15 protein-coding genes are annotated in these 16302 nt (G+C 68.5%); 8 read left to right on the forward strand and 7 right to left on the reverse strand.

The features are described 5' to 3' along the window. Together QHF84_RS02595 and QHF84_RS02600 are read right to left on the reverse strand one after the other, a co-directional pair. On the reverse strand, window positions 1-195 hold the full coding sequence (locus QHF84_RS02595; protein WP_281311540.1) for a hypothetical protein: 195 nt from the start codon (window positions 193-195) through the stop codon (window positions 1-3). Then, window positions 192-614, reverse strand: coding sequence for a hypothetical protein (locus QHF84_RS02600; RefSeq protein WP_281311541.1), 423 nt, complete (start codon window positions 612-614; stop codon window positions 192-194). Before QHF84_RS02600 ends, QHF84_RS02595 begins: the two co-directional genes overlap by 4 nt. Before the next feature lie 190 nt (window positions 615-804). On the opposite strand from QHF84_RS02600, the gene QHF84_RS02605 reads away from it, so the two are divergent. Further along, window positions 805-1368 carry a hypothetical protein gene (locus QHF84_RS02605; protein WP_281311542.1) on the forward strand — a complete coding sequence of 188 codons (564 nt, stop codon included), beginning with the start codon at window positions 805-807 and terminating at the stop codon, window positions 1366-1368. Between the two features lie 74 nt (window positions 1369-1442). Then, window positions 1443-3908 (forward strand): thioredoxin domain-containing protein, encoded by a 2466-nt coding sequence (locus QHF84_RS02610; RefSeq protein ID WP_281311543.1) that lies wholly within the window; start codon window positions 1443-1445, stop codon window positions 3906-3908. A 15-nt stretch (window positions 3909-3923) separates the two neighbouring features. Here QHF84_RS02610 and QHF84_RS02615 read toward each other — a convergent pair whose 3' ends face one another. After that, on the reverse strand, window positions 3924-4640 hold the full coding sequence (locus QHF84_RS02615; RefSeq protein ID WP_281311544.1) for a hypothetical protein: 717 nt from the start codon (window positions 4638-4640) through the stop codon (window positions 3924-3926). A 71-nt stretch (window positions 4641-4711) separates the two neighbouring features. Next, complete coding sequence (locus QHF84_RS02620) at window positions 4712-5581, reverse strand: hypothetical protein (protein ID WP_281311545.1); 870 nt, start codon at window positions 5579-5581, stop codon at window positions 4712-4714. Window positions 5582-5702: 121 nt separating this feature from the next. On the opposite strand from QHF84_RS02620, the gene QHF84_RS02625 reads away from it, so the two are divergent. Continuing rightward, a complete protein-coding gene (locus QHF84_RS02625) occupies window positions 5703-6932 on the forward strand; it encodes a zinc-dependent alcohol dehydrogenase (protein ID WP_281311546.1) in 1230 nt (409 codons plus the stop codon). Here QHF84_RS02625 and QHF84_RS02630 read toward each other — a convergent pair. Genes QHF84_RS02630 through QHF84_RS02640 form a run of 3 tightly spaced genes read right to left on the reverse strand, consistent with a single transcriptional unit; the run spans window position 6848 to window position 8855 of the window. Next, on the reverse strand, window positions 6848-7846 hold the full coding sequence (locus QHF84_RS02630) for an HTTM domain-containing protein (protein ID WP_281311547.1): 999 nt from the start codon (window positions 7844-7846) through the stop codon (window positions 6848-6850). The genes QHF84_RS02625 and QHF84_RS02630 overlap by 85 nt on opposite strands. Then, window positions 7824-8357, reverse strand: a complete 534-nt coding sequence (locus QHF84_RS02635; RefSeq protein ID WP_281311548.1) for a hypothetical protein — start codon at window positions 8355-8357, stop codon at window positions 7824-7826. The genes QHF84_RS02630 and QHF84_RS02635 overlap by 23 nt, the downstream gene beginning before the upstream one ends. A gap of 60 nt (window positions 8358-8417) precedes the next feature. Then, the gene (locus QHF84_RS02640) at window positions 8418-8855 is read right to left on the reverse strand and encodes a hypothetical protein (protein WP_281311549.1); all 438 of its coding nucleotides are present in this window, start codon (window positions 8853-8855) and stop codon (window positions 8418-8420) included. Window positions 8856-9257: 402 nt separating this feature from the next. Between QHF84_RS02640 and dhaK the strand changes: the two genes are divergently transcribed. Genes dhaK through QHF84_RS02665 form a run of 5 tightly spaced genes read left to right on the forward strand, consistent with a single transcriptional unit; the run spans window position 9258 to window position 16278 of the window. Further along, entirely contained in the window at window positions 9258-10259 is a 1002-nt protein-coding gene (gene dhaK, locus QHF84_RS02645) for a dihydroxyacetone kinase subunit DhaK (RefSeq protein WP_281311550.1), read from the forward strand. A gap of 1 nt (window position 10260) precedes the next feature. Beyond that, window positions 10261-10896, forward strand: a complete 636-nt coding sequence (gene dhaL / locus QHF84_RS02650; RefSeq protein WP_281311551.1) for a dihydroxyacetone kinase subunit DhaL — start codon at window positions 10261-10263, stop codon at window positions 10894-10896. Continuing rightward, entirely contained in the window at window positions 10893-13253 is a 2361-nt protein-coding gene (gene ptsP / locus QHF84_RS02655) for a phosphoenolpyruvate--protein phosphotransferase (RefSeq protein ID WP_281311552.1), read from the forward strand. The genes dhaL and ptsP overlap by 4 nt, the downstream gene beginning before the upstream one ends. Before the next feature lie 45 nt (window positions 13254-13298). Next, window positions 13299-14909, forward strand: coding sequence for a sulfatase-like hydrolase/transferase (locus QHF84_RS02660; protein WP_281311553.1), 1611 nt, complete (start codon window positions 13299-13301; stop codon window positions 14907-14909). Window positions 14910-14949: 40 nt separating this feature from the next. Then, window positions 14950-16278, forward strand: a complete 1329-nt coding sequence (locus tag QHF84_RS02665; RefSeq protein ID WP_281311554.1) for a hypothetical protein — start codon at window positions 14950-14952, stop codon at window positions 16276-16278. The last annotated feature ends 24 nt before the right edge of the window (window positions 16279-16302 follow it).

The following is a 16302-nucleotide window of genomic DNA, read 5'->3' on the forward strand; positions in this document are numbered from 1 at the left end:
TCAGCGGCCGAGCCCGAGGTCCGCGAGGTGATCGAGCGACGCTTGCAGCACGACGGCGGCGACGTGATGCTTGCGCGCGATGTCGACCGGGCTCTCGTCCGACACGAGCAAATCCGCGAGGAAAGGCGTGATGGCCCCGCGGATGAGCTTCCCGCGCGCCGCGGCGTAGAGCGTAAGCTCCGCGCACCGACTCACGGCGACGGGTCGAGGCCCGCGGGCGTGAGATATGGTGGGAGCGGATACGGCAAGGGCCGGCCGTGGATCGACCAGAGCCCGGGATCCTCGTTCACCCACGCAAACCGATACCGGTCGACGAGCGCGTTCGTGAAATCGATGATCTCGCCTCGATCGTAGGCCTCGAGCGCGCCCAGGTTGAAGCTCGTCTGGTGCAGGGCGCGCACGGGGAATGCTGGAATGCGGGCGAACAGGTCGTCGTAGGCGTCGAAGTAGTCGCGCGGGTCGATGCGATTTCGGCTTCGAGGCTGGAACGACGTGAACAGGTATCGAAAGGCCCCGGCGTGGAACGACAAAAACCGCACGACCGGATCCGTCACGTGATCGCCACGCCCGGAATCGTACGTGAACCCGACCGGGGCGCCCCAGGGGAGATCCATTCCGACCCCCAGCCCGAGGCGCCCTTTCACGTCGGGAAAACGGGCCCTCACAGACCTTTGGCCGCGTTCACCATGCTCGCGAGCTTCCCGGCGCGCTCGCAGGTGACCTTGGCGGCCTGTTCCTTGGGATCGCAGGGCTGGTAACCGACTGCCGTTTTCGCTCGACGTCCGCTATCCTCGGCCCATCGACATGCGCCGCTCTCTCCGTTTGCCCTCGCTTTTTGCACTGCTGCTGTCGAGCTGCGGCGCGCCTCCGCCGCCGCGTGTTCCCGTCGACGTAGTCGTCCCTGCCGTGCGGTCCACGCAGGTGGCCCCAGAGGTCGAGGAACTGCCGCAACGGCAGGCGCCGATCGCCTTGGCGCCCAAGTCGGATGTGCCCGACACACCGGAGAATGCCGCCGTGATCGGCTTTTGCGAGCGCTATCGCAAGGCCGTCGAGGAGAAAAACGTCGATGTCCTCGTCTCCCTGGCCGCTCCTGATTACTTCGAGGACGGCGACAACGACGACCCGATCGACGACATCGACGCCCAGAATCTCGAACGTCACCTGCGAACGCTCTTCGCGGGCGTCGAGCAGATCCAGTACGAGATTCATTACCACCGCATCGTGGGCGAGGAAGGCGTCATCTTCGTCGATTACTCTTATACCGCATCGTATCGCTTCGCCGGAGCCAAGCCGAAGAACGTCTCCGACGACAACCGGATGGTGCTGGTCCGGACCGCGGACGGCTTCCTGATCCGGAGCGGGATGTGAGGGCGCCCGATGCGACGGCCTTCTCCGCCCGACCATCGTCGGGTAATCTCCCGCGCCCCGATGGAGGATTTTCGATGAACCACGCACGAGGACGCCGCCGCGCGGCGCTCGTCTCGACCGTCCTGGTTTTGCTCGCCGCTTGCGCGCCGCCGCCTTCCGTACAGCCCGCGGTCACGGTGAACCAGGACAAACCGGAGCGCGACGCCCTCGCCATGGCCGCCTCCGCGTCGGCCGACGAGGGTGAAGGCGCGGCCGAGGGCGCGGCGGTCTTCCCCGACCCCGGGACCTTCATCCCCGTCGGGCCCAAGGATCCCATCTGGGGAAACGCGCTCGCACCGGTCACCATGGTCATCTGGGGCGACTTCGAATGCCCCTTCACGTCCCGGCTCATGGGCACGCTCGCCCGCCTCGAAGAGCAATACGGGCCGGACAAGCTGCGCGTCGTCTGGCGACACAACCCGCTCCCCTTCCATAAAAATGCCCGCCCCGCGCACCTCGCGGCCGAGACCGTGCTGCGGCTCGGGGGCGCGGGCGCATTCTGGAAGTTTCACGACCTCGCTTTCCAAAACCAGCGCTACCTCGACCCCCAGTCGTTCGTCGCGTGGGCTGCGGAGAGCGGCGTGGATCCTTCGGCCTTCCAGGCCGCTTTCGATCAGCAGCGTTTTGCCGCGAACGTGGACGCCGACATGGCCTTCGGCAAGAAGGTCGGCGTCACCGGGACCCCGGCCACGTTCGTCAATGGCATTTTCGTCTCCGGCGCCCGGGAAATCGCGCATTTCCAGTCGATCATCGACGCCGAGCTCGTGGAGGCGGCCGCGCTCCGGCGCTCGGGCGTCGACGCCGAGCACGTCTACGCCGAGCGCTCCGAGCGAAACCGAAAGAAAGCGCCTCCGCCTCCGCCGCCTTCCCCGCCGGCGGACACGACCACGGTCTGGAAGGTGCCCCTCGACGGCTCCCCGGCGCGCGGCAAATCGTCCGCGCTCGTGACCATCGTGATGTTCGGCGATTTCCAGTGCCCCTTCACCAAGCTGTCCCTCAAGACGATCACCGAGCTCGAAGCCAAATACGGCGACAAACTGCGGCTGGTCTTCAAGCACAACCCTCTGGCCTTCCATCCGCGCGCCGAACCGGCCGCGGAGTTCGCGATCGAGGCCGGCGCGCAAAAGGGAGAGGCCGCCTTCTGGAAGGCCTTCCAGGCGCTCTTCGACACCCAGGATCGCCTCGCGGATGCCGACCTCGAAAACCTCGCGATCACGCTCGGGCTCGACGTCAAGCGCGTGAAGAAGGCGATCGAATCACACGCGCATGCCGCGCGCATCGAGCGTGATCAAGATCTGAGCGACGACCTCAAGGTGCTCGGCACGCCTCAGTTCTACATCAACGGCAGGCATCTCGTCGGCGCGCAGCCCCGCGAGCAATTCGAGGCCATCATCGACGACGAGATCAAAAAGGGCGAAAAACTCGTCGCCGCCGGGACGCCGGCCGCGCAGCTCTACGATGCCCTCCAGAAGGACGCGAAGGGCCCCGCCCCCATGGAGAGGATCCTCGCCCCCGCGCCCACGAAGGACAATCCGGGCAAAGGCGCGCCCGCCGGAGCCGCGGTGACCATTCAGATGTTCGCCGATTTTCAGTGCCCGTTCAGCAAGCGCGTGCAGGCGGACATCGATCAGCTCCTCGCCGCCCATCCGGGCAAGGTCCGCGTCGTGTGGCGGCATTTGCCGCTCTCCTTCCACAAGCAGGCGCAGCTCGCCGCCGAGGCCTCCGTCGAGGCCCTCCGGCAAAAAGGCGAGGCCGGCTTCTGGGCCCTCGCGGCGCGCCTCTGGGAGGATCAATCCGAGCAAGGCTTGAGCCGCGCGTCCATCGAGCGCAAAGCCGCCGAAGTGGGGCTCGACGTGGCGAAGCTCTCGGCGGCGCTCGACGCGCGCACGCATTGGAAGGTGGTCCAGGCCGATCGAGAGCTCGCCGACCGCCTGAGGATCACGGGCACGCCGAGCTTCGTGATCAACGATTACTTCGTGAGCGGCGCGCAGCCCTTCCGCGCCTTCAAGCGCTACGTCGGAAGAGCCCTCAGGCGCGAGCCCATCGCTCCCGACACCTTGAAGGGCGACGCCCGCAATCCCGTGCCCCTCGTCGCGACCACCCCGCCGCCGCTCAGCCCGCCGCCGTCCCCGACGCCGCCTGCGCCCGCGTCCATGGCCCCGGCGGCGCCCCCCGCGGGGCACATGGGAGCGAAGCACCTGATCGTCATGTATGCGGGCTCGAAACGCGCACCCGCGCACGTCACGCGCACGCGTGACGAGGCCCTTGCGCGCGCGGAGGAGGCGCGCAAACGATTGGCCTCGGGGGCGAGCTTCGAGGACATCGTCGCGCAATACAGCGACGAGCCGGGCGCCGCGCAACGCGGCGGCGACCTCGGCACGTTCCCGAAGGGCGCGATGGTCCGCGAATTCGAGGAGGCCGTGGAAAAACTATCGGTGGGACAAACCAGCGGCGTCGTGGAGACGCCGTTCGGATTCCACATCATCCTGCGGACGCGGTAGCAGCGCGTCCGTCCGTCAATCGATGCAGACGACCGCCGTGAACCGGTAGACCTGCTCCCGGTCCGCAACCCTCACGCGCCCGCTGTTCGGCACGAAGTAATCCACCGCCGACGTCGGGTGCAGCCCGCAGCCGCAAACCTCCATGTCGAACAGCCGCACCCGGTATCCTCCGCGGACACGCCGGATGTTCGTCGTCGCGATTCGATCCACGAGGAAATCACGCCCGTCGTTGATGTCGATCGAATACTCCGGGTTCGCCGTCGTCAACGCGACCGCGAAGCCGAGCGCCTCCGCCTGGGAGGTCACGGGGGCGAACCGATCGATGAACCCCGCTACTGTGTCGATGAGCTCGAAGTTCCCGCCGCCCGTCGCCAGGAGGTATCGCCGCTTCTGCGGCAACATGCAGCCGAGATCGACGATCCCCACCGCCGACCCGTCGCGCGCGTCCGCGTTACACTCCGCGATGGCCACGCGCGGCGCGAGGCCGCCGAGCGATTCGTCGATGTGGAGGGTATCTCCGAAACACCCGAATCGCTTTATCGTCGTGGATGCCGAGCAATCCAGCGTGTCGTCGCTGCGGGCGCACCCTGCGTCGAGGAACGGCGCCACGTTGACCGCGGGCACCCTGGGCGGCGGATGCTGAATGATGATCGGATCCCGGGCCGACGCCTCCGCCGCGTAACCCGTCACGAGACCGAGACCAAGCGCGAGAATCGGGAGCAGGTTCTTCATGGTTTTGCCCTCCAGGCGTACCTAAGCCGGTACGCCTGGGTGGCAAGCGCCTGCTCCCGGCGCGGTCTCCGTCAAAATCGCAAAATTCCGTTCTCCAGCACGACGCCCGTGCTCCCGTTTTGCGCCTTGACGAGCTCGATCCGCGTGCGGCCCTCCGACAGGAGCATGAGCCCCCCGACGAACCCCGCCGCGCCAATGCCGAGCGTGACGAGGCCGATCGTGCGGACCGTTCTGATCTGCCTCACCGGATCCGGGACTTCGGGCGTCGGGGTCGTGTCGATGGTGTAACTCATGCCGGTGATCGCGGCGCCGCTGACCGCGAAAAAGCCGCCCAGCACGGTCCCCAGGAAGCCCCCCGTGAACCGGGCCAGGCTGACGCCTTTGACGCGCGCGGTCACGTGGCCATCCAGGCCATCGAGACGGAAGGACTCGGTCGGGACCATGCCGGGGCCGCTGATGTAAAACCGATGGCCATCCCGTCCGTCCACGAGCTTGTCGCACGGCGCGCGGCATATGTACTTCGTGATCGTATTGGGTCCAACGAACTCTGGCTGGTGGTTCCCGCCACCCACGTCGCCGTCGATGCGCGCGAGCTCCAGTTCGGGCCAGTTCGATTCGATGTGGACGAGCGGCATGCCCTCCGTCGGCGCGAGCGGCGCAGGTGCAGGCGCAGGCGCAGGCGCGGCGGAGCCCTGCGGGCCGCCGACGATCTTCGCGATCTCGGCCCACGGGATGACGCTCTGCTCCCCCGCGACGATGACGATGACGCGTTGCCCCGGCTCGACGGTCACGATGGTGCCGCGCATCGTGCCGCCATTCTTGAGCTGAATCTCGGCAGCGTCCGTCTTGACCTCGACCGAAGCCTCATCCGCCCGCGCCACGCCTGCAAACGAGCAGGCCACGAGCGCCATCACGCCCACGCACCGTGCAACGAAGCTCATGTGTACGTCATAGAGCAAACGAGCGCTCGCGTGAAGAGCGCACCGAGCGATCCCTTGCATATTCTTCCCTGGGCAAGGCGGGCCCTCGGCCCTAGGGCCCTCCTGGCAAGGGGGAGGTCGCATGAAAGCCGTCGTGTTTCACGGGGTCGGGGACATCCGGCTCGATGACGTGCGGGAGCCGAAGATGAAGGAGCCGACGGACGCCATCGTGCGCCTGACGGCGAGCGCCATCTGCGGGACGGATCTGCACTTCGTCCGCGGGACGATGTCCGGGATGAAGCCGGGCACGATCCTCGGGCACGAGGGGGTCGGTATCGTCGAGGAGCTCGGCAAGGACGTGCGGAACCTGCGAAAGGGCGACCGCGTCGTCGTCGCCTCGACCATTGCCTGCGGCACCTGCTCGTATTGCCGGGCCGGTTATCAGTCGCAGTGCGACAAGAATCCGAATGGCAAGCAGGCGGGGACGGCGTTCTTCGGCGGGCCCATCCAGAGCGGCCCGTTCGACGGGCTCCAGGCCGAGTTCGCCCGCATTCCCTTCGCGAACGTGGGCCTCGTCAAGCTGCCCGACGGCGTGAGCGACGATCAGGCGATCCTGCTCTCGGACATCTTCCCCACGGGGTATTTCGGGGCCGAGCTCGCCGAGATCACGCCGGGCGACACCGTGGCCGTGTTCGGCTGCGGCCCCGTCGGGCTCTTCGCCATCGTGAGCGCGCAGATGCTCGGCGCGGATCGGATCCTCGCGGTCGACACGATCCCCTCGCGCCTCGAAATGGCGCGCGCGCTCGGCGCCGAGGTGATCGATTACGACGAGGAGGATCCCATCGAGACGATCCTGCGCCTCACGGACGGGATCGGCGTGGACCGCGCGATCGACGCCGTGGGCGTCGACGCGAACCGGCCGCACGCGGGGCCCGCGAAGGTCAGCCGCGAGGAAAAGAAGGACGCCGAGCGAATGCTCGAGCAGGTGGCGCCGAAGACGAACGAGGACGGCGACAACTGGCACCCGGGTGATGCCCCGTCGCAGGCGCTCACGTGGGCCGTGGAGGCGCTCGCGAAGGCCGGGACGTTGTCGATCATCGGCGTCTATCCGCCGCAGATGAAATGGTTCCCGATCGGGATGGCCATGATGCGAAACCTCACGGTGAACATGGGCAATTGCCCGCATCGCCGGTACATCCCGAAGCTGCTCGACCACGTCGCGAGCGGCGTCGTGGATCCCACGAAGATCCTGACGAACCGGGAGCCGCTCGTCTCCGTGATCGACGCCTACAAGGCCTTCGATCGGCGCATGCCCGGCTGGGTCAAGGTCGAGCTCTCGCCGGGCGCCGGCGCGACGAAGAAGGCGGCCTGATCGCCCGGCTCGGGGGAGATCCCGAAGAGCGCGACGTTCAGCACGCACATCAGGATGCCGAAGAAATGGAGGCCGAGGAAAACGGCGATCCCGAGGTGTAGACCGACGACCGCCACGAGCCAGAGCCTCCGCGTACGCCGCGGCCAGATGAACACGCAATAGCCGATCTCGACGGCGAGCGTGGCCCAGCAAGCGAGCTGGGAGATCGCCGGATAGTGGGCGAGCCAGGACATGTCGAACCTGCAATAATCCGGGAGCGAGAGGGCCCGGAAAATGAGCTCGCCGTTCCACCAGTCGATGAGGGTCGCCTTCTGCACGCCGCTCGCGAAATACGAGATGCACAGGTGTATTTGCATGATCCGTAGCCCGAACCGCGCCCCCGCCGTGGGCGCGCGCGAGGCGCGGAAGAGCATCGCGTCGAGCGACGCAGCGCGGCCGGCCGGGACCCAGATCGCGTAAAACAAAAAGATGTGCGCATACAGATCCACCCCGTACATCAGCGGGGTGGCGCTGTTCATCAGCGTCCAGTGGAGAAACCACGCGAGCGCGGCAGCGGCGCGCGTGAACAGGCCGAGGCCGAGCATGACGAGGGCCACGACGTAGGCGGCGCCGATCGCGCGAAGGCCCGCCGCTTCTCCGACGCCGAGCGGGGACAACCAGGCGAGCAAATCACCCGTCCGCGGCCCGAACGTGGGGCCGAAGGTGCGGGCCAGATCGCCCTGGAAGAGGCCGCCCCGCGAGAACCAATCGAGGAACTCGGCGTGGACGACGGCCGCCTGCACGAGGAGCACCGAAGCGAGGCCGATCCGCAAGGCCGCGAGGGGCCTTGCGGTGGCCGGCGCGAACAAGAACACGTCGAGGGCCCGACGCGCGCCGGCCCTCGGGGACGGATCATCCAGAATGGGCGCTTCCATGGCGTGCCTCCAGCCGCGGGCGCGGCTTTCGGAACCTCGCATCGTAGAATGGAGTCACTCGTGGCTCGCGGCCGCGCTGGTGCTCGGCCATCGATACCGCCACGAAATACTCGACGCGCAAGACGACCTCGCGCGCCTCGGGGTGCCTTTCGAACATCTTCGCGGCGATCGACCTGGCCAGCTCGCGCCGGAGCTCGGGCTTTTTGGTTTCGAACTCGTTCGCGATGTGCGCGACGCGGAGCTCGGCCTCGTGGCTCGCGCCCGTGTCGAGGGAGCGCGTGGTCTGCCGGCCCTCGGCGTCGATCACGTCGATGTGGAGCACGAACTGGCCATGATCCCTGGACGTGAAAAAACCATATTCACATCCGGCGCCGGAGGCGAGTCCGTAATGGTCGAGCAGCCGCCCGATGGGCCCGACATCGTGGAGTTCCACGCCGGCCGCCCCGAGCGTCACGAGGAGCAAGTGGGCTGCGGAAAGGACGAGCAGCCATCGGCGCGGTATCGATCGCATGGTCATTCCTCCCGGCGCCGCCCGCAGGTCCTCCCTGCGGGCGGCGCTCCTCGGAATACCTCACCAGCGCCAATGGCCCCGTCCACCACCGCGCCGGCCGCCGCCACGCCAGCCGCCGCGATCCCAGCCGCCGCCACGCCAGCCGCCGCGATCCCAGCCGCCGCCACGCCAGCCGCCGCGATCCCAGCCGCCGCCACGCCAGCCGCCGCGATCCCAGCCACCACGACCGCCGTCCCAGCCGCCGCGATCCCAGCCGCCGCGACCGCCGTCCCAGCCTCCGCGACGCCGCTGCGTCTCCAGCGCGGAGCTCCCCTCGTCCACGTTCTCGTCGACGTCCTCGTCCACGGACCCGTCGACCAGTGCGCCCACGTTTTCCTCGACGAGCTCCGGTGCCGGCGCCGGGATATCGGCCCGCGCCGCGAGCGGCATCGCAATCACGGCGGCGCCTGCACCGGCGACGCCTGCAACGAGCAAAAACCGAATGAGATTCGTACCCATGATTCCCCCTCCTTCACCGCAACGTGCGGTCGCGACGTGGAACGGCAAGTGCCGCCCCAGGCGGATTGCTCGTCATGCTCGCCGACACAAAAGCGCCGCCCGCCGAAAACCCGGCGAACGGCTGTCCCATCCCTTCTGCGACGCTCATTGCGGCGTCAATGGCCTCCACGCCAGCGGTCCCAGCGATCATGGCGACGATCCCAGCGATCGTGGCGAGCGAATGAAACTCCCGAGCATGAACCTCCCCCTGCCCAGAACGTGCGGTCGACCCCAGGAACGGCAAGCGCCGCCCCGGTAGAGCGCCCGCATGGAGGCCTCGTCGTCTGCATTCTCGGCTCCCGCCTCGGCCTCTTGCCTTTTCCTCTCGCGGGCCGCTCCTCTTTTTCGGTATCCTCCGCCCCGATGAAGAAGCTCCTCAACGCGCCTTCCGATCTCGTGAAGGAGGCCCTCGCGGGCATGGCCGTCGCTCACCCCGAACTCCTGCGCGTCCACGTGGACCCGGCTTTCCTCGTGCGCGCCGATGCGCCCGTGCGAGGCAAGGTCGCTGTGCTCTCCGGGGGCGGCAGCGGGCACGAGCCTTTGCATGGCGGGTTCGTCGGGCGCGGGATGCTCGACGCCGCGTGTCCCGGCGCGGTGTTCACGAGCCCCACGCCCGATCAGATCCTCGAAGCCACGCGCGCCGTCGACGGCGGCGCGGGTGTCGTCCACGTCGTCAAGAACTATACCGGCGACGTGATGAATTTCGAGATGGCCGCCGAGCTCGCGCGTGAACTTGGAATCGCCACGGAGACCGTGCTCGTCAATGACGACGTGGCCGTGGAGAACAGCCTTTACACGGCGGGGCGACGCGGCGTCGGGACCACGGTGCTCGTCGAGAAGATCTGCGGCGCCGCGGCCGAGGCGGGGCGCTCCCTCGCGGACGTCGCGGCGCTCGGCCGACGCGTGAACGAGCACGGGCGCAGCATGGGGATCGCGCTCACGCCGTGCACGGTGCCGCACGCGGGAAAACCCTCGTTCGAGCTCGGACCGGACGAAATGGAGGTCGGCATCGGGATTCACGGCGAGCCCGGGCGGCGGCGCGCGAAGCTCGAATCGGCCGATCGCATCACGGAGATGCTGATGGATCCGATCCTCGACGATCTCCCGTTCCGGTCCGGAAAGGACGTGCTCCTCTTCGTCAATGGCCTCGGCGGCACGCCGCTCCTCGAGCTTTACGTCGTGTTCCGCAAGGCGCACGAGATCGCCGCGGCGCGGGGCCTCCGGGTCGTGCGGAGCCTCGTCGGGCCTTACATCACGTCCCTCGAAATGGCGGGCGTGTCCATCACGCTGCTGGAGGTCGACGAGGAGATGGTCCGGTACTGGGACGCGCCCGTGCACACGGCGGCGCTGCGCTGGGGGGTTTGACGTGGGGCGCGAGGTCTTGAATGGGGACGCCGTGGTCCTTTGGCTCGAGCGCGCGGCCGAGGTGATCGGGGAAAACGAGAAATACCTGACCGAGCTCGACGCGGCCATCGGCGACAGTGATCACGGGGCGAACATGGCGCGTGGTTTTACGGCCGTGCGCGGCAAGCTCGCGGGGCAAACACGGGAGGATATCGGCGCGATCCTGAAGACCGTGGGCATGACGCTGCTCTCGACCGTCGGCGGCGCGAGCGGGCCGCTTTATGGAACCTTGTTCCTGGAAGCAGCAAAAGTAGCTGCGGGGAAAGCCGAGATCGATCGGGCGGTGATCCAGCAATCGCTCGCCGCCGGGCTCGCGGGGATCCAGAAGCGCGGCAAGGCCGAGCCGCTCGACAAGACGATGGTCGACGCGCTGGGGCCGGCCATCAAGGCGTTCGAGGGCGCGGAGGGCGTTTCGCTCGCCGAAGCGCTCGCGCGGGCGGCCGAGGCGGCACACAAAGGCGCGGAGGCGACGATTCCCATCGTGGCGCGCAAGGGACGCGCGAGTTATCTCGGGGAGCGGAGCGCGGGCCATCAGGATCCGGGCGCCACGTCGATGTGGCTCCTGCTCCGGAGCCTCGCCGAGGTCGCAGCGGAATGAGCAAATCGACGGTCGGGCTCGTCCTCGTCTCCCATAGCCGCGCGCTCGCCGAGGCGACACGGAAGCTCGCGACGCAGATGACCGGCGACGTGGTCGTCATCGAATGCGCAGCAGGTATCGGGGAGGCCGGTGAGGAGCTCGGCACCGACGCCATGGCCATCGTCGCGGCGCTCGAAACTGCGGCCGGTGAGCAGGGCGCGGTCGTCTTGATGGATCTCGGCAGCGCGCTCCTCAGCGCCGAGACCGCGCTCGATCTCGTGGATGCGTCGATCGCGGCGAAAACGCGGCTCTCGTCGGGGCCGTTCGTCGAGGGCGCGGTGGCCGCGGCGGTGCGCGCGGCGGGCGGCGGGAGCCTCGACGAGGTCGCGGCCGAGGCGGGGCGGGGCCTCGCGGCCAAGCAGGAACAGCTCGGGGAGGCCGCACCCGCTCCCGCAACCGCGCCGATCGAAAAGAGCGCCGAACACGAGATCTGGGAGGACGCCGTAATCGAAGACGCGCACGGCCTGCATGCGCGGCCCGCGGCGCGGATCGTTTCCCGTGCGTCCCAGTTCGACGCGAAGATCACGGTCGAAAATCGAACGAACGGCAAGGAGCCGCGGGCGACGGACAGCGTGATTGCCCTGTCGGGGCTCGGCGCGCGGCGTGGCCACGTCTTGCGAATCGCCGCGACGGGGCGCGAGGCGGAGGCCGCCGTGCGCGCCCTCGCGGCCCTCGTGCGCGAGGCCGGGACGAACGACGTAGCCGTGCCGCAGGCTGCTGCGGAGGCCACGAAAGGCCGCGGGATTCCGATTGCGGCCGGTGCCGCGGTGGGGCCTTGTGTTCGCCTGCAAAGGGCCGCGGTCCGGTTGTCGCAACATACCATTGAGGATCCGCCCACCGAGCTCGACGAGCTCACGGCCGCCCTCGACCGGGTCGAGCGCGAGATCCGCAGCGCCTTCGGCCGCGACGACATGGCGATCGTGCACGTCGCGCTGCTCCGGGATCCCGTCATCCTGCAGACCGCCCGCGACCTCATCACGGAATCCCGGCGCAATGCCGCCGTCGCTTATCATTCCGGGGCCACTCGCGCGGCCGAGGCCCTCGCGAACGCGGACGACCCGTACATGCGCGCCCGCGTCGCCGACCTGCGCGACATCGAGCTCGCCGTATTGCGCGCGCTCGGCGCCGCGCCCGCGGCGGCCCTGCCCGAAGGCCCGCCGGCCATTCTCCTCGCCGACGAGCTCTTGCCGAGCGAAGCCGCGCGCCTCGATCCGGCCCGCGTGCTCGGCGTCGTCGACCTGCGCGGCGGCCCGACCTCACACGCCGCGATCCTCCTGCGGGGCGCCGGCATTCCCGCGGTCTTCGGCGCCGCCCCCCTTTTGAAGGATCTTTCCGAATCCCCTGCCCGCCTCGGCCTCGACGGCTCGACCGGCGAGGTGTGGCTCGATCCGGACCCGACCCTCACGGCCGATCTCGAACGCCGTCGCGCCGAGGAACGGGCCGCGCGGCGCTCCGCGGCCGTGTCTCACGGCAAGGTCACGCTTCGGTCCGGCCCCACGGTCGAGCTCTGGGCCAATGCAGCGAGCGCGCTCGAAGCGCGCGCCGCCAAGGAAGCAGGCGCCTTCGGGATCGGCCTTTTGCGTACGGAAATGTTTTTCCTCGACCGGAGCGAAGCGCCCGGCGAGGACGAACAAGCGGACCTTTACGCCGAGGTCCTAGCCGCCTTCCCCGGCGCGCCCATCGTCATTCGTACCCTCGACGCGGGCGGCGACAAACGGCTGCCCTGGCTGCACGTTCCCCCCGAGGAAAACCCCTACCTCGGCCTGCGCGGGATCCGCCTCTCCCTCGATCGGCCCGATCTATTGGAGACGCAGCTCCGCGCCATTCTCCGCGCTGGGCGAGGCCGGGACGTGCGGATCATGATCCCGATGGTATCGGTGGCATCCGAGATCGAGGCCACGAGAGCCGCCCTCGCGCGCGCTGCGCGTGCGCTCGACGCCGCGGGAAAACCCCATCTCGGGCCGGTCCCGCTCGGCATCATGGTCGAGGTGCCCGCGGCGGCGCTCCTCGCGGATCGGCTCGCGCCGCACGTCGATTTCTTCAGCATCGGCACGAACGATCTCACGCAATACACGCTCGCCGCGGAGCGAGGCCACCCGAGGCTCGCCGCGCTCGCGGACGCGGGGAATCCGGCGGTGTTGGATCTCGTGGGTCGGGTGGCAAAAGCGGGCCAGGCGGCGGGGCGCGCCGTATCCGTGTGCGGCGAAGCAGCGGCGGATCCGAAGCTCGCCGCGACGTTCGTGGACCTCGGAATCACGCGGCTCAGCATGGGCCCGGCGGCGATTGCACGCGTCGCCGCTGCGCTCGTGGCGGGTTGATCTGCGCGCGCGAGGCGTGATAGGCGTGGAACGAGGGAGGTTGCCATGCCCACGCGTCGCCCGAACATTCTCGTCATCATGACCGATGAAGAGCGGTATCCTCCGGTCTACGAGACGGAGGCCATCCGGCAGTTCCGGAAAGCGGAGCTCCCGGGGCAGCAAGCGATTCGCGCCCGGAGCACCGAGTTCCACCGCCATTACGCGGCGTCCACCGCCTGCGTCCCGAGCCGCGCCTCCCTCTTCACCGGCCATTACCCGACGCTGCACGGCGTGCGCGCCACCGACGGCGCCGCCAAAGCGGCCGCCGATCCCGATGTCTTCTGGCTCGACCCGAACACGGTCCCCACGCTCGGCCATTACTTCCGCGCGGCCGGTTACCGCACGTTCTACCGCGGCAAATGGCACGTATCGCACGCAGACCTCACCACGCCCGACACGCGCGCCCCGCTCGCGTCGAGCGACGACGAGGGAAAGATCCTCGAGCCGAACCACGCGCTCTACCGCGCCGCGAACCGCCTCGCGCCCTTTGGATTCGACGGCTGGATCGGCCCGGATCCGCACGGCACGGCCCAATCGAACTGCGGCCTGCTCCGCGACCCCTCGTACGGCGATCAGGTCGAGGCCCTCTTCGCCGAGCTCGAAACGGGCGAGGACGATACGCCCTGGGTGACGGTGGCGTCGTTCGTGAACCCGCACGACATCGTCCTCTTCGGCATCCTCTGGGAATCCTGGGGGTATGCCTTCGACGACGAGACCGTACCCGAGATCCCGGAGCCGCCCACGCAGGACGAGTCCCTGCGAACCAAGCCCGGCTGCCAGGCGGATTACGTCGAAAAATACGGCAAGATCTTCCTCCCCCAGCCGCAAATCCCCGTGTATCGCCGGTTCTATTATTACCTGCACAAGCTCGTCGACAGGCAGGTCCAGCGTGTCTACCAGAGGCTCCTCGCGTCACGATTCCGGGACGACACCATCGTCGTCTACACCTCGGATCACGGCGAGATGCTGGGGGCGCACGGCGGGATGCATCAGAAATGGCACAACGCCTACGACGAGAGCCTCCGGGTCCCGCTCCTCCTCAGCGGCCCCGGCATTGCCGCGGGCGGGCGTGTCGACCAGCCGACGAGCCACGTCGACCTCCTGCCCACGCTGCTCGGGCTCGCGGGGATCGACGCCGAATCCATTCGAAACGCCCTCGCGCCCGGCCATACCGAGGCCCAGCCGCTCGTCGGCCGGGACCTCTCGGGCGCGCTGCACGGCGGCAGCATGCCCGACGAGCCCATTTATTTCATGACCGAGGACGAGGTCTCCGAGGGGCTCCATCAGACCACGGCGACGGGGAGGTCCTACGAGGCAGTCGACGAGCCGGCGAAGGTGGAGGCCGTCGTGGCGCGCCTCGACGTCGGCGACGGGCCGCGGCTCTGGAAGTATGCGCGGTCGTATTCGAAATCGATCATCGGCGACCCGAACGCGTCTTCCCGACGGCTCGATCGATCCGAATACGAGCTCTACGACCTCGAAGCGGATCCTTTGGAGACGAACAACCTCGTGCACCGGCGGCAGGGGACGAGCTCCTCCCGGACCGCCGAGGAGCGCCTCGAAGCGCTCCTGTCCGAAGAGCGGGCGCGCAAAGCGCTCCATCCGAAACATCGGTAATCGCCCGTCCGAAGATCACCCGACCGTCTTGGAGGCTGTCATGCATCGTCATTCCCACGCGATCCCCTCCTCTCTCGGCGCCCTGGCCCTCGCGGGCGCCGTGTGGCTCGTTCCGGGTACTGCTGCGGCGCAGGACTCCGGGCACGCCCTGATGGCGGGCCTCACGTTGTCTTACTCGATCGGCGCGCGATCGGGTTTCGGCATCGGAGGGGACCTGCGGTACACCTACTTCCAGGACGAACCGCAGGGATTCCCGATCAACGGCTCGCTCGGAATCGGCGCTTTTTTTCAGGGCACCTATCTGCTCAACGGCGCGGGTCGCTTCGCCTTCGGCGCGCACGCAAACATGCTCACGAACGTGTTCTTCGACCTCGACACGGAGTTCGGCGCCACGATCCGCACGGAGTCGAAGGAAGGAGATGTGCCGGGAGGCGTCGGGGTCCACCTCGGGCTCGTGCCGCTCTTCAATGCCTTGGTGCTCGAGACGGGCCCCACGTTCCGGGGGAGCATCGGCGTCACGGAGGGGATGGAGAGTGAATTCATCGTCGGGGGCGACATCCGGGGCCCCGGGCCCTGCGTTTACATCGACTGCTTCCAGGTCGTATCGGGTCGCCCGTTACGCACGGGCCCGAACGCGGAGGCGACGTTCGCGCCGCTGCGCATCGGTCCGCCCCATCCCGCGCGGCCGAGGAGAAAGGCCAAAGCATCGGGTCGAGGCACGCGGGAGCGGCTCTTCTCCCACTGGGCACGCGCGGCGAGCGCGGAATGCGCGTCGGTCCCGGCGTTCCTCGCCCTCGCCCGCGACCTCTCGCGCGCCGGCGCTCCGGACACCCTGGTCTCGCGGGCCATCCGCTCCGCGGAGGAGGAGGAAACGCATACGAAGCTTTGCGCCGCGCTCGCGAACGAATGGTCGCCGGTCCACCTCTCGCCCGAGCTTCCGCCGGTCCCCCGTCGTTCCGACGAATGCCCGGATGCGCTCCTCTGCAGGCTCGCGCTGGATTCGTTCTGGGATGGTCTCCTCGGCGAGGGCGCGGCGGCGGCCGAGGCGCGGCGCACGCGGCTCTTCGCGAAGGACGAGCCCACGCGCGAGGTGCTCTCCGTGATTGCTCGCGACGAACAAGGCCATGCCGAGCTTTCGGAGCAGATCGTCGCGTTTTGCCTTTCGGCCGGCGGCAAGTCGGTCCGGAATGCACTGAGGGAGAGCGTGGAGCGATCGTGGGCGGGCGAAGAAACGCGCCTTTCTCATGTCGAAGGAGCGGCGGAGGATAGCGAAGCGCGCATGCTCGGGCTCCCGGACGCCGCGGCGCAGCGGCTCGCCCGGGAGGAAGCCTTCGAGGCGAGCATGCGGCTCGTTTCGCGAACGCTTTGACCACGGCGGGCTTTGCGGGCGCCG

This window comes from Polyangium sp. y55x31 (genome assembly GCF_029946505.1).
Classification (GTDB): Bacteria; Myxococcota_A; Polyangia; order Polyangiales; family Polyangiaceae; genus Polyangium.